Origin of the sequence: Mitsuaria sp. PDC51 (assembly GCF_900113225.1) — a bacterium.
Lineage (GTDB): Bacteria > Pseudomonadota > Gammaproteobacteria > Burkholderiales > Burkholderiaceae_C > Roseateles.
In genome coordinates, this window is the sequence record NZ_FOZE01000002.1 from 2,044,646 (window position 1) to 2,070,362 (window position 25,717).

25 protein-coding genes and 1 pseudogene are annotated in these 25,717 nt (G+C 69.0%); 17 read left to right on the forward strand and 9 right to left on the reverse strand.

All coding sequences use genetic code 11. The features are described 5' to 3' along the window. Window positions 1-16 precede the first annotated feature (16 nt). Window positions 17-853 carry an IclR family transcriptional regulator C-terminal domain-containing protein gene (locus BM393_RS20290; RefSeq protein WP_091731190.1) on the reverse strand — a complete coding sequence of 279 codons (837 nt, stop codon included), beginning with the start codon at window positions 851-853 and terminating at the stop codon, window positions 17-19. 591 nt (window positions 854-1,444) lie between these two features. Next, window positions 1,445-2,644 carry a 3-oxoadipyl-CoA thiolase gene (gene pcaF, locus BM393_RS20295; RefSeq protein ID WP_091731194.1) on the reverse strand — a complete coding sequence of 400 codons (1,200 nt, stop codon included), beginning with the start codon at window positions 2,642-2,644 and terminating at the stop codon, window positions 1,445-1,447. A 198-nt stretch (window positions 2,645-2,842) separates the two neighbouring features. Here pcaF and BM393_RS20300 point away from each other — a divergent pair, with 198 nt between their 5' ends. From BM393_RS20300 to BM393_RS20325, 6 genes are all read left to right on the forward strand, one after another. Next, window positions 2,843-4,135, forward strand: coding sequence for an HD-GYP domain-containing protein (locus BM393_RS20300; RefSeq protein WP_091731197.1), 1,293 nt, complete (start codon window positions 2,843-2,845; stop codon window positions 4,133-4,135). Beyond that, window positions 4,132-6,294, forward strand: coding sequence for a bifunctional diguanylate cyclase/phosphodiesterase (locus BM393_RS20305; protein ID WP_254783508.1), 2,163 nt, complete (start codon window positions 4,132-4,134; stop codon window positions 6,292-6,294). Before BM393_RS20300 ends, BM393_RS20305 begins: the two co-directional genes overlap by 4 nt. Before the next feature lie 105 nt (window positions 6,295-6,399). Then, a complete protein-coding gene (locus BM393_RS20310; protein ID WP_091731200.1) occupies window positions 6,400-6,723 on the forward strand; it encodes a DUF1840 domain-containing protein in 324 nt (107 codons plus the stop codon). Beyond that, on the forward strand, window positions 6,724-7,401 hold the full coding sequence (locus BM393_RS20315) for a histidine phosphatase family protein (RefSeq protein ID WP_091731203.1): 678 nt from the start codon (window positions 6,724-6,726) through the stop codon (window positions 7,399-7,401). A gap of 93 nt (window positions 7,402-7,494) precedes the next feature. Further along, window positions 7,495-8,571, forward strand: a complete 1,077-nt coding sequence (locus BM393_RS20320) for a sterol desaturase family protein (protein WP_091731206.1) — start codon at window positions 7,495-7,497, stop codon at window positions 8,569-8,571. A gap of 125 nt (window positions 8,572-8,696) precedes the next feature. Next, window positions 8,697-9,641 carry a porin gene (locus tag BM393_RS20325; RefSeq protein WP_091731210.1) on the forward strand — a complete coding sequence of 315 codons (945 nt, stop codon included), beginning with the start codon at window positions 8,697-8,699 and terminating at the stop codon, window positions 9,639-9,641. 111 nt (window positions 9,642-9,752) lie between these two features. Here BM393_RS20325 and ruvB read toward each other — a convergent pair whose 3' ends face one another. The 4 genes from ruvB to BM393_RS26385 all read right to left on the reverse strand — a co-directional run bounded on the left by ruvB (window position 9,753) and on the right by BM393_RS26385 (window position 13,817). Next, entirely contained in the window at window positions 9,753-10,817 is a 1,065-nt protein-coding gene (gene ruvB, locus BM393_RS20330) for a Holliday junction branch migration DNA helicase RuvB (RefSeq protein ID WP_091731215.1), read from the reverse strand. Window positions 10,818-10,845: 28 nt separating this feature from the next. Next, window positions 10,846-11,415 carry a Holliday junction branch migration protein RuvA gene (gene ruvA / locus BM393_RS20335; RefSeq protein ID WP_091731218.1) on the reverse strand — a complete coding sequence of 190 codons (570 nt, stop codon included), beginning with the start codon at window positions 11,413-11,415 and terminating at the stop codon, window positions 10,846-10,848. Between the two features lie 110 nt (window positions 11,416-11,525). Further along, on the reverse strand, window positions 11,526-12,179 hold the full coding sequence (locus BM393_RS20340) for a response regulator transcription factor (RefSeq protein WP_091731221.1): 654 nt from the start codon (window positions 12,177-12,179) through the stop codon (window positions 11,526-11,528). Window positions 12,180-12,338: 159 nt separating this feature from the next. Then, complete coding sequence (locus BM393_RS26385; RefSeq protein WP_310732158.1) at window positions 12,339-13,817, reverse strand: sensor histidine kinase; 1,479 nt, start codon at window positions 13,815-13,817, stop codon at window positions 12,339-12,341. A gap of 92 nt (window positions 13,818-13,909) precedes the next feature. Here BM393_RS26385 and BM393_RS20350 point away from each other — a divergent pair. Further along, window positions 13,910-14,884 (forward strand): annotated as a pseudogene (locus tag BM393_RS20350) (PhoH family protein); the annotation flags it as partial. A gap of 323 nt (window positions 14,885-15,207) precedes the next feature. Then, window positions 15,208-15,654: an rRNA maturation RNase YbeY gene (gene ybeY / locus BM393_RS20355; RefSeq protein WP_091731224.1), complete on the forward strand. Its 447-nt coding sequence runs from the start codon at window positions 15,208-15,210 to the stop codon at window positions 15,652-15,654. Window positions 15,655-15,694: 40 nt separating this feature from the next. Here the strand turns inward: ybeY and BM393_RS20360 are convergent, their stop codons facing one another. Then, window positions 15,695-16,789: a magnesium transporter CorA family protein gene (locus BM393_RS20360; protein WP_091731227.1), complete on the reverse strand. Its 1,095-nt coding sequence runs from the start codon at window positions 16,787-16,789 to the stop codon at window positions 15,695-15,697. Between the two features lie 31 nt (window positions 16,790-16,820). Continuing rightward, a complete protein-coding gene (hemB, locus tag BM393_RS20365) occupies window positions 16,821-17,828 on the reverse strand; it encodes a porphobilinogen synthase (protein WP_091731231.1) in 1,008 nt (335 codons plus the stop codon). 218 nt (window positions 17,829-18,046) lie between these two features. Here hemB and BM393_RS20370 point away from each other — a divergent pair, with 218 nt between their 5' ends. From BM393_RS20370 to BM393_RS20400, 7 genes are all read left to right on the forward strand, one after another. Further along, window positions 18,047-18,475 (forward strand): CopD family protein, encoded by a 429-nt coding sequence (locus BM393_RS20370; protein WP_091731235.1) that lies wholly within the window; start codon window positions 18,047-18,049, stop codon window positions 18,473-18,475. A 7-nt stretch (window positions 18,476-18,482) separates the two neighbouring features. Beyond that, on the forward strand, window positions 18,483-19,694 hold the full coding sequence (locus BM393_RS20375) for a VanZ family protein (RefSeq protein ID WP_091731238.1): 1,212 nt from the start codon (window positions 18,483-18,485) through the stop codon (window positions 19,692-19,694). Then, entirely contained in the window at window positions 19,691-20,023 is a 333-nt protein-coding gene (locus BM393_RS20380) for a ferredoxin (protein ID WP_091731244.1), read from the forward strand. Before BM393_RS20375 ends, BM393_RS20380 begins: the two co-directional genes overlap by 4 nt. 16 nt (window positions 20,024-20,039) lie before the next feature. Further along, entirely contained in the window at window positions 20,040-20,675 is a 636-nt protein-coding gene (locus tag BM393_RS20385) for an alpha/beta hydrolase (RefSeq protein ID WP_091731247.1), read from the forward strand. Window positions 20,676-20,688: 13 nt separating this feature from the next. Then, window positions 20,689-21,858, forward strand: a complete 1,170-nt coding sequence (locus tag BM393_RS20390; protein ID WP_091731251.1) for a D-alanyl-D-alanine carboxypeptidase family protein — start codon at window positions 20,689-20,691, stop codon at window positions 21,856-21,858. A 108-nt stretch (window positions 21,859-21,966) separates the two neighbouring features. Further along, window positions 21,967-22,848, forward strand: a complete 882-nt coding sequence (locus tag BM393_RS20395) for a D-amino acid aminotransferase (RefSeq protein WP_091731254.1) — start codon at window positions 21,967-21,969, stop codon at window positions 22,846-22,848. A 24-nt stretch (window positions 22,849-22,872) separates the two neighbouring features. Further along, a complete protein-coding gene (locus tag BM393_RS20400; protein WP_091731258.1) occupies window positions 22,873-23,163 on the forward strand; it encodes a DUF493 family protein in 291 nt (96 codons plus the stop codon). A 15-nt stretch (window positions 23,164-23,178) separates the two neighbouring features. Here BM393_RS20400 and BM393_RS20405 read toward each other — a convergent pair whose 3' ends face one another. Further along, window positions 23,179-23,856, reverse strand: a complete 678-nt coding sequence (locus tag BM393_RS20405; protein ID WP_091731263.1) for a tetratricopeptide repeat protein — start codon at window positions 23,854-23,856, stop codon at window positions 23,179-23,181. A gap of 61 nt (window positions 23,857-23,917) precedes the next feature. Between BM393_RS20405 and lipB the strand changes: the two genes are divergently transcribed. Then, window positions 23,918-24,586: a lipoyl(octanoyl) transferase LipB gene (lipB, locus tag BM393_RS20410; protein ID WP_091731266.1), complete on the forward strand. Its 669-nt coding sequence runs from the start codon at window positions 23,918-23,920 to the stop codon at window positions 24,584-24,586. Between the two features lie 30 nt (window positions 24,587-24,616). Next, the gene (gene lipA / locus BM393_RS20415) at window positions 24,617-25,642 is read left to right on the forward strand and encodes a lipoyl synthase (RefSeq protein WP_091731270.1); all 1,026 of its coding nucleotides are present in this window, start codon (window positions 24,617-24,619) and stop codon (window positions 25,640-25,642) included. The last annotated feature ends 75 nt before the right edge of the window (window positions 25,643-25,717 follow it).

Consider the following 25,717-nt stretch of genomic DNA (forward strand, 5'->3'; position numbering starts at 1 on the left):
TTGAGCCGCAACGGCCTCAGAGCAGCATGCGCAGATGCGCTTGCGCCTGCAGCAGCGGGGGCAGGCAGTGCTCGACCATCTGCTCCATGCTCATGCGGGTCGCGTGGACGCTGATGGCCATCGCGGCGACGGTGTCGCCCTTGTAGTTCTTCAGCGGCACGGCCACCGAGCGCAGGCCTTGCTCCAGCTCCTGGTCGATCAGCGCGTAGCCCTGGGCGCGGGCGCGGGCGATCTCGATGCGCAGACGCTCCGGGTGCGTGATCGTGTGCGGGGTCAGCGCGGTCAGTTCCTGGCGGGCGATGAAGGCATCGACTTCCGCCTGCGGCTGCGCCGCCAGCAGCACGCGGCCGTTGCCGGTGCAGTAGGCCGGCACGCGGGTGCCCGGCTGCAGCGTCGGCGAGACCACGCGGCCCGCGCTCGTCGCCGAGATACAGATCACGTCGTTGCCGTCCAGCACGCCGGCCGAGGAGGCTTCCTTCATCGCATAGGCCAGCTTGTGCAGCTCGGGCTCGATGATGCGGGGCAGGCGGGCGGAGTGCATGTAGCTCTGGCCCAGGCGCAGCACCTTGGGGGTCAGCGCGAACATCTTGCGGTCCTGCGAGACGAAACCCAGGTGGGTCAGCGTCAGCAGGTAGCGGCGGGCGGCCGCGCGGGTCAGGCCGGTGCGGCCGGCGACCTCGCTGATGGTCAGGCGGGGACGTTCCTGATCGAAGGCTTCGATCACGGCCAGGCCTTTTTCCAGGCCGGCGACCAGATCGCGTTTCAGCGGACCGGTGCGGACTTCGGCTTCGGGGGAGGGGGCGACCACCGGAATGGCGGTCAGGTCTTCATCGTGGGCTCGAGCAGCGGACATGGTGGGGAGGTGGTCGTGCGTTTGACGCCCAAATCTGCTGGGCGTAAGCAGGTGATGTCCAAAACTATAGGGACAACCCTGTGAAGAATGTTTGCCAGGGCAATTGTTTTGTTCCGCTATTCGCACCTGACTGCATCAATATGGTGCATTTGCTGCGCACAACGCCCCACCGCCTGCGGAAAGCGGTGTGGTCGGGCGGTCAGCGGGAAAAAGGTGCGCGGAATCGCGATCGGAGCGTCGCTAAGCAAGCCGTCAATAGTCAGACATCATGCCTGTGACGATGCCGCCCTACATATATGAGCGGTATGCGCCATCAAACTCGATCAGTATCCCACGCGATGTGCGATTGGCGCCTACGTGGTCCTACGGCCGCCCATGACTATTTCTTTAGCGCCCCCAACTTTTGGATATGGGCGAAACGCCGCACAAGGCCGCTCTTGGCGGGGTTGGATGCACCAAAAAGAGGTCAGACAACCGAGGGCGGCGAAGTCAATCGTCTGACTATTGAAAACGGCCGCCCCGTATCGATCCGGGGTGGCCGTTGATTGGCGCCTGGGCCCGCGCTCAGGCGCCGGGCCGAAGCGGAGAGGCTCAGACGCGTTCGACGACGACCGCGATGCCCTGGCCGACGCCGATGCACATCGTGCACAGCGCATAACGGCCATTCGAGCGATGCAACTGGTTGATCGCCGTCATGACCAGCCGGGCGCCGCTGGCGCCAAGCGGATGGCCCAGCGCGATCGCGCCGCCATTGGGGTTGACGCGCGGATCGTCGTCGCGAAGGCCCAGGTCGCGCAGCACCGCCAGGCCCTGCGCCGCGAAGGCCTCGTTCAGCTCGATGACGTCCATCTGCTCAAGTGTCAGGCCGACCTGCGCCAGCACCTTGCGCGCCGCCGGCGCCGGGCCGATGCCCATGATGCGCGGCGCCACACCGGCGGTGGCCATGCCGAGCACCCGCGCGCGCGGGGTCAGGCCGTGCCGGGCGATCGCCGCCTCGCTGGCCATCAGCAGCGCGCAGCTGCCGTCATTGACGCCCGACGCGTTACCAGCGGTCACGCTACCGTCCGGTCGGACGACGCCTTTCAGCTTGGCCAGCGCCTCCAGGCTGGTCTCGCGCGGATGCTCGTCCTGGCGGACGACCACCGCCTCGCCCTTCTTCTGGGGGATCGTCACCGGGCAGATCTCGGCATCGAAGAATCCGCTGCGCTGCGCGGCCAGCGCCTTGGTCTGGCTCGCCAGCGCCATGCGATCCTGCGCCTCGCGCTCGATGCCGAAATCGACGGCGACGTTCTCCGCCGTCTCCGGCATCGCGTCGACGCCGTACTGGGCCTTCATCTTGGGATTGATGAAGCGCCAGCCGATGGTGGTGTCGTAGATCGCATTCGCCCGCGAGAAGGCGCTTTCCGCCTTGGGCATCACGAACGGTGCGCGGCTCATGCTCTCGACGCCGCCGGCGATCAGCAGCTGCGCCTCGCCCGCGCGGATCGCCCGGGCCGCGGTGCCGACGGCATCCATGCCGGAGCCGCACAGGCGGTTCAGCGTCACGCCCGGCACCGCGATCGGCAGGCCGGCGAGCAGCGCCGACATCCGCGCCACGTTGCGGTTGTCCTCGCCGGCCTGGTTGGCGCAACCGTAGAACACGTCGTCGAGCGCCTCCCAGTCCAGCCCCGCATGGCGGGCCATCAAGGCCTGGATGGGCACCGCGCCCAGGTCATCCGCCCGGACCGCCGACAGGGCGCCGCCGTACCGCCCGAAAGGGGTGCGCTGCGCATCGCAAACAAAGGCATGCATGAAAGTCTCCTGAATATTTATGAGAATGCGGGCTGCGCGGGATCATAGGGGTCCTCAGGAAAAACCCGTGACAAGTTGCACGCACAGTCCGGGATCATGCGCGGCGCCGCGCGATGGACGCGCTTTTCATTTAAGTTGCGGCCCTGGGCAGCCGAAGCTGCTGACGAGGGCGTCTGAACCGGGCGCGGAACTACAAGAATGAAGGACAGATCGGCCGATCCGCTCATCGATGTGAACCAGCTGAAAGTGGGGATGTTCATTCATCTCGACCTCGGCTGGATGTCGCATCCCTTCCCGCTCAGCAGCTTCAAGCTGAGTTCGGAGGAGCAGTTGCTGATCCTGCGCCGGCTGGGCCTGAAGCAGGTGCGCTGGAGCCCGGGCAAGAGCGAGCTCCCGCTGGAAGCCACGCCGATGCCGCCGACGGCCGCCGCTCCGGCCGTGGTCGCCGAGGCCGCTCACGACGCCGAGGACGATGCCCGCGAGCGTCATCGTCGGCTGCTGGCCGAGCAGCGCGAGGCGCTGCTGCTGTGCGAGCGCCAGTACGCCGAGGCGGCCACCGCCCTGCGCGACCTGATCGACCTTGTGCCGCGCGAGCCGACCGACGCCCGCGACCGGTCCGCCGCGCTGTCCCGCGCCCTGCTGGACAAGATGCTGGTCGAGGGCGACATCAACATCCGCCTGCTCAACGAGGGCGCTGGCGACCGCGGCACCGCGCATGCGCTGAACGTCGCGGTGATCGCGATGCTGCTGGGCCGGGCCTTCGGCCTGGGGCGCGACGAGATGCTGGACCTCGGCCAGGGCGCGCTGCTGCACGACATCGGCAAGATGGAGCTGACGCCGCGCTTCCGCCATCGCGACGACAGCTTCACCGCGGCCGAGGTCGCCGCCTACCAGCAGCACGTCGCCAAGGGCGTGATGGTGGGCCAGAAGATGGGGGTGGGCGCCGGGCCGCTGCTGATCATCGCCCAGCACCATGAACACGCCGACGGCAGCGGCTTCCCGCAGCGCCTGAACGCCGACCGCATGAGCATCGGCGCCCGCATCGTGGCGCTGGTCAACCGCTTCGACGGGCTGTGCAATCCGCTGCTCAGCTCCAAGGCGATGACGCCGCACGAGGCGCTCTCGCTGATGTTCGCGCAGGGGCGCAGCCGTTTCGACGCCACCATGCTCAATGCCTTCATCCGCATGATGGGGGTGTACCCGCCGGGCTCCGTCGTGCAGCTGACCGACGACCGCTATGCGCTGGTCGTGGCGGTGAACTCCTCGCGGCCGCTCAAGCCCCGGGTCATGGTCCATGACGCCAAGGTGCCGCGCGAAGAGGCCCTGGTCCTGAACCTGGAAGAGCTGCCCGACCTCGGCATCCGCCGCAGCGTCAAGCCGCAGCAGCTGCCGCGGGCGTCGCTGGACTACCTCAGCCCTCGCAGCCGCATCGCCTATTTCTTCGAGTCGGCCGGCGCGCAGCCCATGCCGCCCGGGGAGATGGCCGCGTGAACTTCCCCGCCCGATCGCCGGTCGCAGCGCCCGCCGCGTTCAACACCGCTTTCCTGCCGTTGATCGACGGCCTGCAGGAAGCGGTGTGGCTCGTCGATGCGCGCACCCATTGCGTGGTCGCGGTGAATGCGGCGTCGCAGCAGCTGCTGGGCATGGCATCGAAGGATCTGGTCGGCGCGAGCGTCGAGTCGCTGGCCTCGACGCCGGAGGATGCGCTGTTCTGGATGGACGCCGCCGTCGGTCGCCGCGAGAGCCTGCACACCGACACGATGATGCGTCACGCCGATGGACGCATGCTGTGGGTCTCGCGTCGCATCAGCCACGTGGCGCAGCCGCAGGGCGACGGGCTGTGGCTGGTCGCCATGCGCGACCAGACCCAGCAGCGCCAACACGACGAGGAGCGGGAGACGCTGCTCGCCGAACTGCGCGCGACGCTGGAATCCACCGCCGACGGCATCCTGGTGACTGACCTGGCGGGCCGCATCCGCAGCTTCAACCAGCGGCTGGCGTCGCTGTGGGGCATTCCCGAGGACCTGCTCAACGAGCGCAACGACGAGGCCGTGCAGGCCTGGATGCGTCGCAGCGTCGTCGACGGCGCCGCCTACGCGATGCGCCTGGGCGCGATCCAGGAATCGCCGCTGCTGCATACCAGCGACAACCTCAAGCTGATCGACGGCCGCGTGCTGGAGCGCGTGTCGCTGCCGCAGTGGAGCCGCGGCCGGCCGATCGGCCGCGTCTACTCGTTCCGCGACCTGAGCGAGAAGCTCGCGGCGCACCAGCGCATCGAGGAGCTGTCCCACAACGACATGCTCACCGGCCTGCCCAACCGGCGCGCGCTGATGGAGCGCGTCGACTACGCGCAGGCCATGGCGCGGCGCGAGACGAGCCCGTTCGCGCTGCTCAACGTCGACCTGGACCGCTTCAAGCAGATCAACGACACGCTGGGCCACGCCTATGGCGACCGCGTGCTCAAGGAAGTCGCGCTGCGTCTGAAGGAGTCGCTGCGCGAGGTCGACACGGTCGCCCGCCTGGACGGCGACGAGTTCGCGCTGCTGATCCATCAGGCCGACGCCCGCGGCGCGGAGCACGCGGCCCGTCGCGTTCAGGAGGCGATGTCGCGCCCCTTCTGCTTCGACACCCTGAGCTTCACCGTCACCTGCAGCACCGGCATCGCGCTGTTCCCGGGCGACGGCGCCAGCGCCGAGGAACTGCTCGCCAGCGCCGAACGCGCGATGCACTGGGTCAAGGAAAGCGGCCGCAGCGCGTTCCGCTTCCACCAGCCGCGCAAGGACGTGGACCTGCTGTCGCGCATGCGGCTGGACCACGCGATGCGCCAGGCGCTGCAGGAACACGAGTTCCGGCTGCACTTCCAGCCGCAGGTGTCGCTCGAGACCGGCGAGCTGATCGGCGCCGAGGCGCTGATCCGCTGGCGCGACCCGCTGCGCGGCGACGTGCCGCCGTCCGAGTTCATCCCGGTCGCCGAGGAGAGCGGCTTCATCGTCGCGATCGGCCAATGGGTGCTGCAGCAGGCGGTGGCGCAGGCGGCGGCATGGCTGGAGAAAGGCCTGCGCGTGCCGGTGGCGGTCAACGTGTCGGCGCTGCAGTTCCAGCAGACGCAGTTCGTCGAGCAGGTCGCCCAGGCGCTGCGCGCCTATGACCTGCCGCCGTCGCTGCTGGAACTGGAACTGACCGAATCCGTGCTGCTGCGCGACGCGGACGAGGCGCTGCATCGCATGCAGGCGCTGTCGGAGCTCGGCGTGCTGATGGCGATCGACGACTTCGGCACCGGTTATTCCAGCCTCGGCTACCTGAAGCGCTTCCCGATCCAGCGGCTCAAGATCGACCGCAGCTTCGTCAAGGGCCTGCCGGGCGACGCCAGCGACGCCGGCATCGTCAACGCCATCGTGCAGATGGGCCGCGCGCTGAACCTGCAGGTCATCGCCGAGGGCGTGGAGACCGAGGCGCAGCGCGACTTCCTCGCCCGCTGCGGATGCCACGAGTACCAGGGCTTCCTGTGCGCGCCGGCGCTGGAGACGCGGGCCTTCGAAGAGCGCCATGCCCAGATCGCCGCGCAGGCCCAGGCCGGGCAGGCGGCGCGCGCGCAGACCGCGGTGCTGCGTCCGGCGCGCGCGTCGGTGCACCTGCTGCGCGGCGCCTGACGCGGACGGCCGCGCGCGGGCGCGGATCGGGAGACCTCTCCACTGGCGTTCCAACGACGACGGCACAATGCGCCGGTGGCCGCCGTCGACGGCCGGGAGACAAGCGTGCTGTACAAGTTCAAGTCGAAGGCGGGCGCCGACGTCATCATGCTGGCGGCCCATGGCGATCAGGCGCTGAAGGCGCTGGGACGCGAGCCCGCGGCGCAGGGCATCTTCCAGGCTGCGGACCTGTCGGCGCTGATCGCGCGCGGCGAGGCGGCCATCGCCGAGGAACAGCAGGCGCTGGATCGCGCCGCGCAGGAGGCGCAGGCCGAGGGCCGCAAGGCGCCGCCCAAGCCGGAGGTGATGCTGCGTCAGCGGCTGTGGCCGCTGCTGGAGCTGCTGCGCGCCGCGCAATCCGCCAATGCCGATGTGGTCTGGGGCGTCTGAGTGGACTCGACCCAGATCCTGGCGATCCGGCACGGCGAGACCGCGTGGAACCGCGAAGGCCGGCTGCAAGGCCACCTCGACCTGCCGTTGAACGCGATGGGGATGCGCCAGGCCGAGCGGCTCGGCGCCGCGCTGGCCGAGCACGCGATCGACGCAGTCTATGCCAGCGACCTCGCCCGGGCCGCGGTGACCGCCCGGCATGTCGCGGCGCCGCATGGGCTGGAGGTCCGCCACGACACGCGCCTGCGCGAGCGGGCGTTCGGCGTCCATGAAGGCAAGCTCTGGGCCGAGGTCGAGGCCGCGTTTCCCGAGGACGCGCTGCGTTGGCGCCGCCGCGATCCGGACTTCGAGCCGTCCGGCGGCGAGAGCCTGACCGCGCTCTATGCGCGCTGCATCGCCGTGGTGTCCGAGCTGGCCACGGCGCATGCCGGGCAGACGATCGCCATCGTGGCGCACGGCGGCGTCCTGGACTGCCTCTATCGCGCCGCGACCCGCGTCGACCTGCAGGCGCCGCGCAGTTGGGTCCTGGGCAATGCCAGCATCAACCGGCTGCTGCATTCGCCGCAAGGCTTCAGCCTGGTGGGCTGGAACGACGACCATCACCTGCACGGCCTGGCGCTGGACGATCCCGGCGTGCCCGGATTCATGCCCACCGCGCCCCAGACGGCCAAGGCCTGACCCCGCGGACCGCGGCACCCGGACGCCCCGGCGCCGGACCGCGGCCGCCGACATCGACAGAAGCGCCGCATCGAGCGCTCATCGAGGAGACACATGACCGACGCACAGATCATCGTGCTGGCCACGCCGGTGTTCTTCGCCCTGATCGGGCTGGAGTACTGGATCGGCCTGCGCCGCGGCCGCAACACCTACCGGCTCAACGACGCGATCAGCAGCATCGCGCTGGGCATGCTCAGCCAGGTCGTGGGCGTGCTGACCAAGCTCTTCACGCTGGGCATCTACACCTGGGTCTTCGAGCATGCGGCGCTGGCGCGGCTGGACGCGGGGGCCTGGTGGGTCTGGCTGCTGGGGCTGCTGTTCTACGACTTCCTCTATTACTGGCATCACCGGCTCGGCCACACCACGGCGCTGCTGTGGGCGGCCCATGCGGTGCATCACCAGAGCGAGGACTACAACCTGTCCACCGCGCTGCGCCAGACCGGCAGCGGCTGGCTGGTCGGATGGATCTTCTACATGCCGATGGCGATCCTGGGTTTCCCACCGCTGGTCTACGCCGTGGTCGCCCTGGTCGACCTGCTCTACCAGTTCTGGGTGCACACCCAGCAGATCGGCAAGTTGGGCTGGTTCGACCGCTGGTTCTGCTCCCCGTCGAACCACCGCGTGCATCACGCCGTCAACGACCCCTATCTCGATCGCAACTACGGCGGAATCCTGGTGATCTGGGACCGCTTGTTCGGCAGCTTCCAGGAGGAACTGGACCACGAGCCCTGCGTCTACGGCACCCGTGACGCGCTGCGGAGCTGGAATCCCTGGACGGCGAACGTCCAGGTCTACGCCCGGCTGATCGGCAAGATGCGACGCACGCTGCGCTGGCGGGACAAGCTGCGGCTCTGGTGGGAGCCGGCGCATTGGGAGCCCGGCCTCGGTGCTCGCATAGCGCCCGGCTACGACCCCCGGGCGCGGGCGCTCTTCGACCCGGCGGTCGCGCCCTCGCGCGCGTGGGCGGCCGCGGCGATGTTCCTGTTGATGCTCGGCGCGGTGGCGCTGTTCCTCTGGAACGCCCACAGGCTCGGGGCCGCGGGGCAGCTTGCCGTGCTGGTCGGACTGCTCGCCGGACAGGTGCTGACGGCCCGTCTGCTTACACCTTTGCCGCCTGGATCCCACCCCTAACGGGGAACTGTTGCAATTTCGCGTCGAGTGTTATGGGTGCGTGCAACGCACTTCTATACTCCGCACACCTTGCAGTACCGCCATTGAGCCAGACCGGCTGAAACCTCCAACTGATGAAGGTGGATATGAAGAAGATTGCAATCGCTGCGGCCATCGCGGCTCTCTCCGCACCGGTGTTCGCGCAAAGCTCCGTCACGCTCTGGGGCCGCATCAACACCTCGGTGGAAAGCATCAAGACCGGCAACCGCGACCGCGTTGCCTCGGTGATCAACAACAACTCCCGTCTGGGCTTCAAGGGTACGGAAGACCTGGGTGGCGGACTGAAGGCCAGTTTCGCCCTGGAGCACGGCCTGAACTCGGACGACGGCCGCCAGACCAACTCGGCGTTCTGGAACCGTGAAGCCAGCGTGCAGCTGTCCGGCGACTTCGGTGCCGTCCGTCTGGGCCGCTGGACCCCGGGCTCCTACTACGCCACCGCCGACTACGTGTCGATGCACAACCACGACACCGGCACGTCGGAAGACAAGCTGTACTCGGGCGCCGGCTTCACGCAGACCAACAAGGTCGGCTACTTCACCCCGAACATCAGCGGCTTCAACGCCGAGTTCGCGCTGCACGCCGGTGAAGGCGTCGATCCGCGCGGCTACGACGTGGCGCTGAACTACGACCAGGGCCCGCTGCACCTGGGCGCTGGCTACAGCAAGCAGGGCGACGCCAACCAGTGGGCCATCCGCGGCCTGTACGAACTGGGCGCCTTCACCTTCGGCGGCTACGCGCAGCGTGAAGACGACTCGCGTTCGCTGGGCAAGGACAAGCGCTGGATCGGCCGCGCCGCCGTGATGTACACGATGGGCCAGTCGGAATTCCACCTGAACGTCGGTGGCACCAAGGCCGGTGGCTCCTCGTTCAACAACGGCCGCAACGGTGGCAAGCAGTACACGCTGGCCTACAACTACAACCTGAGCAAGCGCACCAAGCTCTACGCCTTCTACACCGCCGTGGACGCCACCACCGCGAACAAGGCCGACGACCTGAACTCGTTCGCTCTGGGCATTCGCCACAACTTCTGATCCCCGGATCAGGAACGACAAAGGCGCTCTTCGGAGCGCCTTTTTCATTGCTGCCGTCGTTCGGTGGCGCGGCGCCCGCCGCCGCGTCCCTTGACCGGTCCCCTGATTCGATTACTCGAGGTCGAACAGCTGCCCCGCCTGCTTGGGCGGCGCCACGCCGAGGTGACGATAGGCCGCCAGCGTCGCGATCCGTCCCCGCGGCGTGCGCTGCAGGAAGCCTTGCTGGATCAGATAGGGCTCGATGACGTCCTCGATGGTGCCGGGCTCCTCGCCGATGGCGGCGGCGACGTTGTCCAGCCCCACCGGGCCGCCGTCGAAGCGGTGCACCACCGCCTCCAGCAGCTTGCGGTCCATCAGGTCGAAGCCCAGCGGATCGACGTCCAGCATCGCCAGCGCCTTCTCCGCGATGGTGCGGGTGATGGTGCCGTCGCTCTTGACCTCGGCATAGTCGCGCACGCGGCGCAGCAGCCGGTTGGCGATCCGCGGCGTGCCCCGCGAGCGCCGCGCCACCTCGAGCGCCCCGGCCGGCTCGATCGCGGCGCCGAGCAGCGAGGCCGAGCGCGTCACGATGCGCTGCAGCTCGTCGGCGGTGTAGAACTCCAGCCGCGCCACGATGCCGAAGCGATCGCGCAGCGGGTTGGTCAGCATGCCGGCGCGCGTCGTGGCCCCGACCAGCGTGAAGGGCTGCAGGTCCAGCTTGATCGAGCGGGCCGCCGGGCCCTCGCCGATCATGATGTCGATCTGGTAGTCCTCCAGCGCCGGGTACAGGATTTCCTCGACGACCGGCGACAGCCGGTGGATCTCGTCGATGAAGAGCACGTCGTTGCGCTCGAGGTTGGTCAGGATGGCCGCCAGGTCCTTGGGTTTCTCCAGCACCGGCCCGCTGGTCTGGCGCAGGTTCACGCCCAGCTCCGCGGCGACGATGTGGCTCAGCGTGGTCTTGCCCAGGCCGGGGGGGCCGAACAGCAGCACATGGTCGAGCGCCTCGCGCCGCTTCTTGGCGGCGCCGATGAAGATCTCCAGTTGCTCCCGCGCCTTGGCCTGGCCGACGTATTCATCGAGCAGCTTGGGCCGCAGCGCACGCTCGATCGCGTCCTCGTTGGGCGAGGCGGGATGGGCGCTGATCAGGCGGGCCTGCTGCGGCGCGGGGGTGAAGTCGTCGGTCTGGATGCTCATGGCGAGGGGCAGGGCGGCTGGGGGCCGATCATGACAGGTGCTTCATCGCCAGCTTGATGCCGTCGCTGACGCCGACGTCCGCCGGCAGCGTCTTGAGCGCGGCGCCGGCTTCCTTTTCGCTGTAGCCCAGGGCCACCAGCGCCTGCAGGATGTCCGCCTGCGCGTCGTTCGCGATCGCCACCGGTTGCGACAGGTCGGGGCTGAGCTTGCCCTTGAGTTCCAGCAGCAGCCGCTCGGCGGTCTTCTTGCCGATGCCCGGCACCTTGACCAGCCGTCCGGCCTCCTGGCGTGACACCGCCTGCGCCAGGTCGCCGACCGACATGCCCGACAGCAGCGACAGCGCCATCTTCGGTCCCACGCCGCTGATCTTGATCAGCAGGCGGAAGGTGGCGCGTTCCTCGGCGGTGAGGAAGCCGAACAGCACATGGGCGTCCTCGCGGATGCTGAGGTGGGTCAACAGCGTCGCGCGCTCGCCCAGGTTCGGCAGGTTGAAGAAGGTGCTCATCGGCACGTCGACTTCGTAGCCGACGCCTTGCACGTCGATGAGAACCTGCGGGGGCGACTTTTCCGCGATGACGCCGGTGAGCTTGCCGATCATGGGCGCGGATTATCCGCGTTCGGCGGCGCCCGGCGGGCGTTTCGCTGGATGTTTGTCCAGTATTTTCCCGAGGCCGGCGAACCCCGCCCGGCGCGCGGCCGGTGCGGCGCTCAATTGCGGCCGAACAGGCCCAGGCGCTGCGCTTCGAGAGCCGCCTCGGCGCGCGAGCTCACGTTGAGCTTGCGATAGATCTGCTTGACGTAGTCCGCGATCGTGTGGCGCGACAGGCCCAGCTGCACGCCGATCTCCGGCAGCGTGAAGCCCTTGGCCACGCGCAGCAGCACCTCGGTTTCGCGGTCCGTCAGCGAGACCTCGTGCAGCACCTGCGCCGCCTGCGGCCGGCGCTGCGAGGTGAAGTAGGCGATGACCTTGCGCGCGATCGACGGCGACAGCGGCGGCTCGCCCTGGCTGATGCGCTGCAGCTGCTCGACCAGCAGCTCGCGCGACTGCTCCTTGAGCAGGTAGCCGAAGGCGCCGGCCTGCAGCGCGGGGAAGAGGTGCTCGTCGTCGTCGTGGATGGTGACGATGACCGACTGGACCTCCGGCTGCTTCTCGCGCAGCGCCGAGATCACGTCGACGCCGGAGCCGTCGGGCAGGCCCAGGTCCAGCAGCGCCAGCGTGAAGCGCTGCGTGCTGACCTGCTGCAGCGCGTCCTGCACCCGCGAGCATTCGGTGACCACCGCGTTGGCGAAGACCTGTTTGACCAGGACCTTGAGCCAGGCGCGGATTTCGGGAATGTCTTCGAGCAGCAGGATGTGGTTCATGGCGCGGGATTCTTGCTCAGGAATGAGGCGCCGGCAGCCTGCCTGGCGGGTGTTTGCAACGGTACGGCTTTCTCGGCGGGCTGACCATCCGGATCGGCGCCGGAGTGTGGCGTCGTCGGCAATGGATCACGCCGCGGGCGGCTTTGCAGCCGGCGCGCCTCAAAGCGGGATGGTCAGCCGGATCACCGTGCCCCAGCCGGGGCCGGATTCGACCAGGCACTGGCCATGCATCTGCTTGGCGCGCGCCTTCATGCTGGCCATGCCGTGTCCCTTGTCCAGGCGACCTTCCAGCTCGAGCGGGATGCCCTGGCCGTTGTCCTGGATCACCACCGAGAAGTAGCCGTCCTGGGCCGAGCAGCTGATCACGCAATGCGTCGCGCCGCTGTGCTTGATGATGTTGCTGACCGATTCGCGCAGGATGCGCGTGGTCTGCACGTAGGCGCGCGCGGGGAAGGTGTGCTCGATGTCCTCGGCCGGCGATTTCCATTCCGCCAGGATGTTGGCCTGGGCCAGCCGGGAGACGACCTCCGCGCGCCAGTCGCCGAGCGCGTCCAGCAGCTGGACCGGCTTGCCGGTCAGGCCGCGCACCGACAGCCGCATTTCCTCGAGCGCCTCGCGCGCCAGCGTCGAGATGCGGTCCGACTCGCTGGTGTGGACGATGGTCAGCAGCTTGGCGCCGAGGTCGTCGTGCAGGTCGGCGGCGATGCGCTTGCGCTCGCGCTCGGTGACCTGCTCCAGCTTGGCCTCGGCGACCTGGTCGAAATGGCGCTCCAGTTCCGCGATGCGTTCCTGCAGGCGCAACTCCCCTTGCAGCACGGCGAGCTCGGCCTGCGTCAGCGCCCGGGCGAACTCGCGCACGCGATGCAGGCCCAGGCCCAGCAGCGACAGCGGGCCGAGGATGCCGGCCAGCCCGCTGCCCGGCAGGAACCAGGCCGACAGCACCGCCAGCGCGCCGAAGCCGACCAGCACGCAGCTCAGGACGAAGTCGAAGCGCGGGTAGCGCTCCTCGAGCGTCGGCAGGAACATGTCCTGCCACAGCTGCCAGAGATGCCATCCCATGGCCACCAGCAACTGGGCACCCAGCCACCACAGCGCGAAGCCGGCCACGCGCGAGGCCGGCACCGGCAGCAGCAGGGCGGCGGGGAAGAGCAGGGCCTGCGCCAGCAGCAGGCGATGCAGGCGCCGGTCGCGGCGCCGAGTGCGACGCATCAGGTAATGGACCGCGCACCAGAGCAGCCACGGCGCCAGGACCACCGCGATCGCCGTCTGCCAGGAGGACAGCGGCGACAGGCCGACCATGACCACCCAGCCCGGCATCAGCGCCAGCAGCCAGGCGATGTGGCGCTGGGCGCGGCGCTGCCAGATCAGCAGGCCCAGCGCGAAGGCCATCAACACCAGCGCGGACTGCAGGCCATAAGCCAGCTGCGGCGCGAGCTTGCTCCAGAGCGTCGCGAAGGACCAGGTGGAGATGCCCTCGCCACTGGCGGCTGCGGCGCCCGCCACCTGGGCGAGGCAGACCGGCACCGCCAGGGTCAGGGCGGCCGCGGTGCCGGCGGCGAACTGCCTCGCGGCGCCCGGTGCCGCCGCGGCCGAGTTGCGGCCGGCGGCCTCCCCGTGTTGTTCTGTGGTCCGGTGCATGGGGCGCGATTGTGCAGGCGCGGCACGCGCGTGGCACATCGACGCGCGACAATACCGCCCTCAACCCCCCTGAATACGGAGCTTCCTCCGCCTTGAACCTGCGCCACGCCTTCACCCCCGCCGACAACCGGCGCCTGTCACACCTGTGCGGCCCGCTGGACGAGCACCTCCGCCAGATCGAGGCGGCCCTGTCCGTGCGGATCACCCATCGCGCCGAGCACTTCAACATCGAGGGCGAACGCGCCGCGGCGCAGCGCACGCTGGCCTTGATGGAGGCGCTCTACGCGCGGGCCGACCGGGCCATTCCCGGCGAGACGTTGCGGCTGGCGATCGTCGAGGCGGCCAACGACGTGGGCGCGCCGGCCCGGTCCGGCCCGGCCACGCCGGACGACGAGGACAACGTGGTGCTGCGCACGCGCCGCGCCGACCTGGCCGGACGCACGGCCAACCAGCATCACTACCTGCGCCGGATCCTGTCGCATGACATCAGCTTCGGCATCGGCCCGGCGGGCACCGGCAAGACCTTCCTCGCGGTGGCTTGCGCGGTGGACGCGCTGGAGCGCTCGACGGTGCAGCGCATCATCCTGACGCGTCCCGCCGTGGAGGCCGGCGAGCGGCTGGGTTTCCTGCCCGGCGACCTGACCCAGAAGGTCGATCCCTACCTGCGCCCGCTGTACGACGCGCTCTATGACCTGATGGGTTTCGACCGCGTCACCAAGGCCTTCGAGAAAGGCCAGCTCGAGATCGCGCCGCTGGCCTTCATGCGGGGCCGCACGCTGAACCATGCGTTCGTCATCCTCGACGAGGCCCAGAACACCACGCCCGAGCAGATGAAGATGTTCCTGACCCGCATCGGCTTCGGCAGCAAGTGCGTGGTGACCGGCGACACCAGCCAGATCGACCTGCCCCGCGGCATGCACAGCGGGCTGGTCGATGCCGAGCAGGTGCTGGACGGCGTGGACGGCATCGCGATCACGCGCTTCAACCGGACCGATGTGGTGCGCCATCCGCTGGTGGCGCGCATCGTCCAGGCCTACGAGGACCGGGACGAAGTGGCGGCGCGCGAGGAAGCCCGCGAGCAGCAGGAGCGCGAAGCCCGCTTCGCCGAGGAGCGCGAGGAGCGCCGGCTGCGCGCCATCCAGCTGCGCGAAGCATCGGCGGCCCGCTTTGACGACGCAGCCGCGCCGACGCCTGCGCCTGCGAAGCCTGCTGCGAGGAAGCCGGCGGCAAGGCCGGCGGTCGCAAAGCCGGCGGCCGCCACGAAGGCTGTCGCCAAGGCGCCTGCCGTGAAGAAGCCCGCCATCAAGAAGCCTGCGCCGAAGAAGCCGGCGGCGAAGACACCGGCGGTGAAGACATCCGCCGCGAAGCCGGCTCGCAAGGGAGTCGCGCGATGAGCCGTCCGGAACTGAGCCTGTCGCTGCAATTCGCCGATCCGCGCCACAAGGCGCAGTTGCCGCGGCACAAGGTCATCCGCTGGATGCGCGCGGCGCTCGAGCTGCCGGGCGAGATCACGGTGCGCATCGTCGACGCGGAGGAAGGCCAGGCGCTCAACCGCGAGTACCGGTCGAAGGACTACGCGACCAACGTGCTGACCTTCGACTACACGCACGAGCCGGTGGTCGCCGCGGACCTGGTGATCTGCGCCGAGGTCGTCGAGCGCGAGGCCAAGGAAATGGGCCTGGACCTCGCCGCGCATTACGCGCACATGCTGGTCCACGGCACGCTGCACGCGCAGGGCTACGACCACGAGGAAGACGACGAGGCCGAGTGCATGGAAGCGCGCGAGACCGAGATCATGCTCGGTCTGGGTTTCGCCGATCCCTACGCGAAGCGCTGAGGCGGGCGCGCCGCGGCCGGCGCCCGAGCGCTACTGCTCGCTACTGCTGGGAGCCGAGATAGCGCTTGCGCCAGAAGAAGGCGCCGAGCGCCAGCGCGGTGACCACCATCACGCCGACGGCGATCCAGAAGCCGGTGGCGGCGTGGATCAGCGGCAGGTTGTCGAAGTTCATGCCGAAGACGCCGGTGATCAGGTTCAGCGGCAGGAAGATGGCCGTGAGCACGGTCAGCGTCCGCATGATGTTGTTGGTGCGCTCGCCGGTGAGCGAGAAGTGCATCTGCACCGAGGTCTCCGCGGAGGTCTCCAGCCGCCGGACATGGGTCAGCACCCGCTCGATGTGTTCGAGCACGTCCCGCGAGCGCACACGCAGCAGTTCGCGCTCGCGCTCCGCGCGGGCATCGCCGGCCGGCCATTCGCCCAGCGCGTCGATCCACTCCTGCACCGCGCTGCGCTGGTCCTCGCAGAGGTCCTCCAGCCGCGAGAGCGTGTCGCGCGCATGCAGCACGACGGACCAGTCCCGGAAGTGGCCGCGGCGGTCCAGCAGCAGGCCCTGCAGCGTCGTCAGCTGGCGGGTCAGCAGCCGGCGCAGGTCCAGGTAGCTGTCCACCATGTGGTTGACCATGCGCAGCATCAGCTCGGCCGGGCTGGTCGGGAGCCGCGTGCTGCCGCGCAGGTCGCGGCCCTCCTGCTGCGCACCGAGCTTGCCGGCGAAGTAGTCGCGCAGCGAGCACTCGCCCGGATGCACGGTGATCAGGACGCGGTCGAAGACGGCGAAACCGACGGGACTGGTGTCGATCGCTTTCAGCGCGTCGTTGACGCCCGCGGCGTTGCGGGGTTCGTCGTCGGCCAGGAGTTGCTGGCTGCCCGGTATCGTCGCCAGCCGGCGGAAGACCATGAGGTCGTACCAGCTGGTGTAGTCGAAGTGCGAGGGCAGCTGCGGATTCATCAGGTCCGAGACATGCAGGTCGAGCAGCTGCGCGCCCGACCAGCGTGTCAGCCGCTGCTGCAGCGCGCCGAGTTGCAGTTCGAACTCGCGTCGCGGCAGGCCGATCCACAGGAAGCCCTCCGGGGGGAGGTCCTCGGGCAGCGCGGCCAGTTCCTCGTAGAGCGCGTCGCTGAGATGGAAGATGCGCATGCGTCGGTCGGGCAGGCCGCGTGCCGCGGCCTCAGGCACCGGCGCGCAGCAGACGCGCCGCGTCCATCGCGAAGTAGGTCAGGATGCCGTCGGCGCCGGCGCGCTTGAAGGCCAGCAGCGCCTCGAGCATCACCGCGTCGTGGTCCAGCCAGCCATTGGCGGCGGCGGCCTTGATCATGGCGTACTCGCCGCTGACCTGGTAGGCGAAGGTCGGGACGCGAAACTCCTCCTTCACCAGGCGCACGATGTCCAGGTAAGGCATGCCGGGCTTGACCATCACCATGTCGGCGCCCTCGGCCAGATCCAGGCCGACCTCGCGCAGCGCCTCGGCGCTGTTGCCCGGGTCCATCTGGTAGGTTTTCTTGTCGGCCTTGCCCAGGTTGGCGCGCGAGCCCACCGCGTCGCGGAACGGGCCGTAGAAGGCGCTGGCGTACTTGGCGCTGTAGGCCATGATCCGCGTGTGGATGTGCTCGTCAGCCTCCAGCGCGGCGCGGATGGCGCCGATGCGGCCGTCCATCATGTCGCTGGGGGCGACGATGTCCACGCCCGCGCGCGCCTGGACCAGCGCCTGCGCCTTGAGCAGTTCCACGGTGCGGTCGTTCAGGATGTAGCCCTGCTCGTCCAGCACGCCGTCCTGGCCATGGCTGGTGTAGGGGTCGAGCGCGACGTCGGTCAGCACGCCCAGGCCCGGGACGCGCTCCTTGAGCGCTCGCACGACGCGCGGGATCAGGCCGTCGGGATTGGTCGCCTCGATGCCGTCGGGCGTCTTCAGCGCCGGGTCGATCGCCGGGAACAGCGCCATCACGGGGATGCCCAGTTCCACGCATTCCTGGGCGACGGGGATCAGGCGGTCCAGGCTCAGCCGCGACACCCCGGGCATGGACGCGATCGGCTCGACGCGGTTGTCCCCCTCATGGACGAAGACCGGAAAGATCAGGTCGCTGGCGTGCAGGCGGTGTTCGCGGACCAGCGCCCGGGTGTAGGCATCGCGACGCAGGCGACGTGGGCGGCTGGCGGGATAAGGTGCGGGAAGTTGCATGGTTTCCGAGAAATACCACCGGGTTGGGGGGCGCTAGGGGAAAGCCGAGATTCCGAAATTCGGCAGATCTGTTAAAGTCGCTCCTGAATGATAGCCGTTCGGCTGTCGTTCCCTGCTTTTCCTCCCTGAGCAGGAGCCTTAGCGTGATGACAGCGATAAGGCTTTCCGACCCCGGCTGTGAAGCCGGGGTTTTTTTTCGCGCCATCCATAATGCCGCGATGCTCTGGATCAAAGCGCTTCATATCATTTTCGTCGCCGCGTGGTTCGCCGGCCTGTTCTACCTGCCGCGGATCTTCGTGAACCTGGCCATGGTGCCGGCCGACAGCCATGCCGAACGCGAGCGACTGCTGCTGATGGCCCTGAAGCTCTACCGCTTCAGCAGCGGGTTGATGCTGCTGGCGCTGCTCTTCGGCGGCATTCTCTGGCTTTATTACGGCATCGGTCGCGGTCCGGGCAATGGCTGGATGCATGCCAAGCTGGCGCTGGTGGTGGTGGTGATCGGCTACCACCACATGTGTCGCGCCTTCCTGCGCAAGTTCGAGCTGATCGCCAACCGCCGCAGCCACAAGTGGTTCCGCGTCTTCAACGAGGTCTCGGTGCTGCTGTTCGCGGCGATCGTGATCCTGGTCGTCGTCAAGCCTTTCTGATCCCGTGATGCAGCGGCGCAGCTCCGCCACCTGGCTGGCCCTGTGCTACGCCGTGCTGGTGGTCTACGCCAGCCTCTACCCCTTCTGGCCCTGGCGGATGCCGCCGAGCCTGCCCTGGCCCGGCGTCATCGGCCTGCCTTGGCCGCGCTACTGGGGCAAGTTCGACCTCTGGATCAACGTCGCCGGCTACTGGCCGCTGGGCCTGCTGTGCTTTTCCGCGGTGATCCGCAGTGGCGGCGGCCTGTGGCGCGCGCTGCTGCTGACGCTGGTCGGCCTGCCGCTGCTGTCGTTCGCGATGGAGACGCTGCAGTACTTCCTCCCTGGCCGCGTTCCTTCTCTGGCGGACTTCCTGCTCAACAGCGCCGGCGCCTGGCTGGGCGCGTTCTGCGCCTGGGGCGTGCTGCGACTGGACGGTCTGGCGCGCTGGAACGGTTGGCGCGAGCGCTGGTTCGTGCCGCACAGCGCCGGCGCGCTGGCGCTGCTGGCGCTGTGGCCGGTGGGCCTGCTGTATCCGGCGCCGCTGCCGCTGGGCCTGGGCCAGCTGTTTCCCCGCCTGCGCGAATGGGCGGAGCTGCTGCTCCAGAACACGCCCTGGGAGCTGGTGCCCCGGGAACTAGCCGACGATCCGCCGCTGCCACCCGGCCTGGAAGCGATCGCCATCGCGATGGGGCTGCTGGCGCCTTGCCTGCTGGCCTTGTCGGTGGCCCGGCCGGGCCGGCGGCGGGCGCTGCTGGTGCTGGGCGCGGTGGCGCTGGGCGTGACCACCACGGCCTGGTCGACGCTGCTGAACTTCGGACCCGACCACGCCTGGGCCTGGCTGACGCCGACGACCGAGCCCGGCCTGATCGCCGGCGGCGTGCTGGCGCTGCTGGCGGCGTTCATGTCCCGGCGCGCCAACGCGGCCTGGGGCCTGGTGGTGCTGACCGCGCTGATCGCGCTGATGGCCGAGGCCCCGTCCGACCCCTACCTGCTGGAGAGCCTGCAGTTCTGGGAGCAGGGGCGCTTCGTCAACCTGTACGGCCTGGCGCAATGGGTGGGCTGGTTGTGGCCCTTCGCGGCGCTGGCCTGGCTGCTGTACGGGGTCACGCAGAGCGACCGGCCCCTGCCGCCGCGACCGCCGGAACCACCGCCGGGCGGGCGCTCTGAAGGACAAGCAGGTCGTGACGAAACGCACGAACGGCCGGTCGGTGGAAACCCTGAAACTACAATCCCGCGATGAGCTCCACCAGCTACTACCAACGCCACATCTTCTTCTGCCTGAACCAGCGCGAGGGCGAGAACGCCTGCCTGCAGCACGATGCGCAGGCCGCCTTCGACCACTGCAAGCAGCGGGTGAAAGCGGAGAAGCTCGCCGGCAAGGGCGGCGTGCGCGTGAACAAGGCCGGCTGCCTGGACCGCTGCGCCGGGGGGCCCGTGGCGGTGGTGTATCCGGACGCGGTCTGGTACTCCTTCGTCGACAACAGCGACATCGACGAGATCGTCGAGCGCCATCTCAAGCACGGCGAAGTCGTCGAGCGCCTGGTGCTCGACGATTCGGTCGGCCGCTGAGCGGGAGCCCGACTCGATGAATGCACAGACCCAGCGCCGGCAGATCGCCGGCCCGGCCGGCGAGATCGAATGCGCCGTCGACGAACCCGCGGTCGACGCCGGTCCGCTGCGCGGCGTGGTGGTGATCTGCCATCCCAATCCGACGCAGGGCGGCACGATGGACAACAAGGTGGTGCAGACGATCGCCCGCGCCTTCGTGCACCTGGGCTATCGCACCGTGCGCTTCAACTTCCGCGGCATCGGCAAGTCGCAGGGCGTCTGGGACGAAGGTCGGGGCGAGGTCGACGATGCACTGGCCGTGATCGCCGCCTTCCGCGACGCGGCGCTGCCGCTGGCGCTGGCCGGTTTCTCGTTCGGCGGCTTCGTCGCGTCGCAGGCGGCGCTCCAGCTCGAGCAGCCGGCCGAGCGCCTGCTGCTGGTCGGTCCGGCCGCCAGCCGCTTCGGCGTCGCGACGGTGCCGGCCGATACCGTCGTGATCCACGGCGAACAGGACGATGTGGTGCCGCTGAGCGCGGTGCTGGACTGGGCGCGCCCGCAGGCGCTGCCGGTCATCGTGGTGCCCGGCGTCGGGCATTTCTTCCATGGGCAGTTGCCGCTGCTCAAGAACCTCGTGCTGCGCAGCTGGCATGCCGTCGGCGAAGCGCGCGCCTAAGGATTTCCCTCGAATGAAACGCTTCCTCGCTTCCCTGGCCCTCGGCGTGGGCCTGTCCAGCTTCCTGATGGTGACCGGCGCGTCCGCGCAGGCGCCGACGCCGCCCGAGATCGCGGCCCGCAACTTCGTCCTGCTGGACCTGACCACGAACCAGACGCTCGCCGAGCGCGACGCCGACACCCCGCAGGATCCCGCCTCGCTGACCAAGCTGATGACGGCCTACATCGTCTTCGACGCGCTCAAGGCCAAGCGCCTGACGCTGGAGCAGACGCTGACCGTCTCCAAGCGCGCCTGGGACGAGCGCAAGGGGGACCCCTCGCTGATGTTCATCGACACCACGATGACGCCCAAGGTCGACGAGCTGATCCGCGGGATGATCATCCAGTCGGGCAACGACGCTTCGGTCGCGCTGGCCGAGGGCGTGGGCGGCACCGTCGAGCAGTTCGTCGCGATGATGAACAAGCAGGCGCAGGCCTGGGGCCTGAAGAACACCTCGTTCAAGAACGTCACCGGCATCACCGAGCCCGGCCACAAGACGAGCGCGCGCGACATCGCGGTCATCTTCTCGCACGTGATCCAGGACTTCCCGCAGTACTACGCCGAGTACTACTCCAAGCGCGAGTACACCTTCAACAAGATCAAGCAGTCCAACCGCAACATGCTGCTGGGCCGCGATCCGTCGGTGGACGGCGGCAAGACCGGCTACACCGATGCCGCCGGCTACTGCCTGGCGGCCAGCGCCCAGCGCGACGTGCCCAACGGCAAGCGTCGCCTGCTGAGCGTGGTGATGGGCACCGCCTCCAAGGAGGCCCGCGCGACCGAGAGCCAGAAGCTGCTGAACTGGGGCTACGCCGCCTTCGACGCGGTGCGCCTGTTCGAGAAGAACCAGCCCATCACCACCGTGAAGGTGTGGAAGGGCGCCGTGCCGGAAGCCAAGCTCGGCGCGGCGGACGCGGTGTTCGTGGCAGTGCCGCGCGGCGAGGGCGGCAAGCTCAAGACCGACATCCAGCGCACCGATCCGCTGGTCGCGCCGCTGGGCCTGAACCAGCGCGTGGGCACGCTGAAGGTGACGACCTCGGGCGGCGCGCCGGTGGCCGAAGTGCCGCTGGTCGTGCAGCACGAGGTGCCGCTGGCCGGCATCTTCGGCCGCGCCTGGGACGCGATCCGTCTCTGGATCAAGTAAGCCGCGCCGGGTCCTGGCCGGCCAAGGCCCCTCGCTTGCCGGGGTTGGCGGGCCGGGCCGGCGGCGTACAGTCGACGGCTTGGGCCTGACCACTTGCGGGAGCCACCGATGACGATGCCCTGGGCCGACCTGCCCTGCTACCTCAACGGCCATCTCGGTCGGCTCGGCGATGCCCGGGTGCCGGTGATGGATCGCGGCTTTCTGTTCGGCGATGGCGTCTACGAGGCCATCCCGGTCTACGGCCGGCGCCTGTTCCGGGTCGACGACCACCTCGACCGCCTCGGACGCAGCCTGAAGGCGCTGCGGATCGAGGATCCGTATGAACGCGAGGCCTGGCTCGACCTGCTTCGCAGCCTGGTGGCGCACCTGCCGGAGGTCGAGGACCAGTCGATCTACCTGCAGGTCACACGCGGCGTCGCGGCGCGCGGCCATGCGATGCCCAAGGACCTGGAGCCGACGGTGCTCGCGTACACGCAGCCGATGCATGCGCTGACGCCGGAGCAGCGTCACCAGGGATTGAGCTGCGTGACGGCGCGCGACTTCCGCTGGCAGCGCGGCGACATCAAGAGCATCTCGCTGCTGGGCAACGTGCTGGCGCGGCAGGTGGCGGCGGACCAGGGCGCCGACGAGACGCTGCTGATCCGCGACGGCTGCCTGACCGAAGGTTCCAGCAGCAACGTCTGGATCGTGCGCGACGGCGCGCTGCTGACGCCGCCGCCGGGCGAGGCCCTGCTGGAGGGCGTGCGCGTGCGGCTGCTGCAGGAGCTGTGCGAGGAACTCGGCATCGCCTGCAACCTGCGGCCGATCGCGGAGACCGAGCTGCCCACCGCGGACGAGATCCTGCTGACCTCGGCCAGCAAGGAGGTGGCCCCGGTCACGCGGCTGGACCGCGAGCCGGTCGGTCACGGCGCGCTGCGCGGCAAGCCGGGGCCGGTCTACGCGAAGCTCTATGAGGCGTACCAGCGGGCCAAGCGCTTGCAAAGCCTCTGAGCATCCCCATTTGAATTCCCCATCATGACCTCGTTCACCAACGCCCCGATCCCGCCCGAGCAGTCGCTCATCGAATACCCGTCGCGCTTCCCCATCAAGGTGATGGGCGCGCACGTGGACGGCTTCGTCGAGGCGATCGTGAGCGTCGCCCGGCAGTTCGACCCGGGCTTCGACGCGTCCACCGTCGAGCAGCGCCCGAGCAAGGGCGGCAACTACCTGGGCCTCACCATCACCGTCACCGCGACCAGCCGCGAACAGCTCGACGAGCTCTATCGCACGCTGACCACGCACCCGATGGTGAAGGTCGTCCTCTGACGCCTTGAGCCGCGATCAGACCGTGCCGGCGTCCGCGGCCAGCGCGTCGTCGACAGCCTTGAGCTTGTAGGGCGCCGCCTCGTCGCCGTTGCGGGCGGCGATGTCGTACCAGTAGCGCGCCAGGCGCAGGTCGCGCTCGACGCCCAGGCCCGATTCATACATCGACGCGATCAAGTACTGCGCGCCCACATCGCCGCCCTTGGCGGCCTCGCGGTACCACTGTGCGGCCTGCGCGAAATCCTTCGCCGCGCCCCGGCCCAGGTAGAACGCCGTGGCCACCGCGACCTGCGCATCGACGCTGCCGTGTTCCGCCGCCTTCAGGTACCAGGACTGGGCCTGGACCAGATCGGGACGCCCATCCTCGCCCCGCTCGTGGAACTGGCCCAGCGCCAGCTCGGCGCGCACCAGGCCCCGGCCGGCGGCGCGCACGAGCAGCGAGCGCGCGAAGCGCGGATCCGGCTTCGGCACTTCGGACCTCAGATGCATCATCGCGAGGTTGTAGTCCCCGAGGGCGAGGCCTTGTTGCGAGAGTTGCCGGAACTGGCGCTCGGCGGCGGGCAGGTCTCCGCGCTCGTAGGTGGCGAGCGCCTGTTCGAGCGTCACGCGCGCGGCCGGCGCGGTGGCCGCCACCGCGGGCAGCGCGAGTCCGAGGGCGATCGCCGCGGCGGCGAAGCGCATGAGGTGGCGCGACATGGCGCACTCCTGAATGTCCCGATGCGGCCGATGCTAGGTCCATCGCGGCTAGCATGCCGGCATGCTGATCAAGACCCTGGGCCGCGTCGACTATGCGGCCACGCTGGATGCCATGCGCGCCTTCACCGACGCGCGCGGTCCAGAGACGCCGGACGAGCTCTGGCTCTGCGAATTCGACCCGGTCTACACCCAGGGCCTGGCCGGCCAGGCCGACCACGTGCTCGACGCCCAGGGCATCCCCGTCGTGCAGACCAACCGCGGCGGCCAGGTCACGTACCACGGCCCGGGACAGGTGGTCGCCTATCCGCTTGTCGACCTCAAGCGGCTGGGTATCTTCGTCAAGGAATACGTCTTCCGCCTCGAAACCGCCGTCATCCAGACGCTGGACGGCTTCGGCGTGACCGGCCACCGCGTGGCCGGCGCCCCCGGCATCTACGTGCGGCTGGACGACCCCGGGGCGCATGCCGCCCTGACCGGACCGGCCGATCCGACCGACCCGTTCCGGGGGCTGGGCAAGGTCGCGGCGCTGGGCATCAAGATCAGCCGGCACTGCACGTACCACGGCGTCGCGCTCAACGTGGCGATGGACCTGAAGCCCTTCCTGGGCATCAATCCGTGCGGGTACGCAGGGCTCCAGACGGTGGACCTCGGTACACTCGGGGTTTTCACGGACTGGGCCACGGTGGCCCAGCGGTTCGCTGAACGGCTCGCCGCGCAGCTGGAACCCTGAGGCTCGAACCCGGAACCGAAAGAGCGCCTGATGGCAACCGAGAACGTCACCCACGAAGCCAAGAGCGCGTCCGACTACGACGCGACTGCCAAGCAGAAGGCGCAAGCCAAGACGGCGCGGATCCCGATCAAGATCATCCCGGCCGAGCAGCTGAAGAAGCCGGACTGGATCCGGGTGAAGGCCGGCAGCCCGTCGACCCGCTTCTACGAGATTAAGCAGATCCTGCGCGAGCACAAGCTGCACACGGTCTGCGAGGAAGCCTCCTGCCCCAACATCGGCGAGTGCTTCGGCAAGGGCACGGCGACCTTCATGATCATGGGCGACAAGTGCACCCGGCGCTGCCCGTTCTGCGACGTCGGCCACGGCCGGCCGGATCCGCTGGACGTCGACGAGCCGCTGAACCTGGCCAAGACGATCGCGGCGCTGAAGCTGAATTACGTGGTGATCACCAGCGTGGACCGCGACGACCTGCGCGACGGCGGTGCCGGCCATTTCGCCGAATGCATCCGCAAGGTGCGCGAGCTCAGCCCCACGACGCAGATCGAGGTGCTGGTGCCCGACTTCCGCGGCCGCATGGACCGCGCGCTGGACATCCTGAAGGCGGCGCCGCCGGACGTGATGAACCACAACCTGGAAACCGCCCCGCGCCTGTACAAGGAAGCGCGTCCGGGCTCGGACTACCAGTTCAGCCTGAACCTGCTCAAGCGCTTCAAGGAAGCGGTGCCGGGCGTGCCGACCAAGAGCGGCATCATGGTGGGCCTGGGCGAGACCGACGAGGAGATCCTCCAGGTCATGCGCGACATGCGCGCCCACGACATCGACATGATCACGATCGGCCAGTACCTGGCGCCGTCGGGCCACCACCTGCCGGTGCGCCGCTACGTGCATCCGGACACCTTCAAGATGTTCGAGGAAGAGGCCTACAAGATGGGCTTCACGCACGCCGCCGTCGGCGCGATGGTGCGCTCCAGCTACCACGCCGACCAGCAGGCCCATGCCGCGCTGGAGAAAGCCGAAGCGGAGAAGGCCGAAGCGGAGAAGGCCTCGGCGGCTTGAGTTGGTGAGGCCGCGCGAGGCTGACGCGCCGAACGAATGACGGCTCCTTCGGGAGCCGTCATTCGTTGCGAGGTC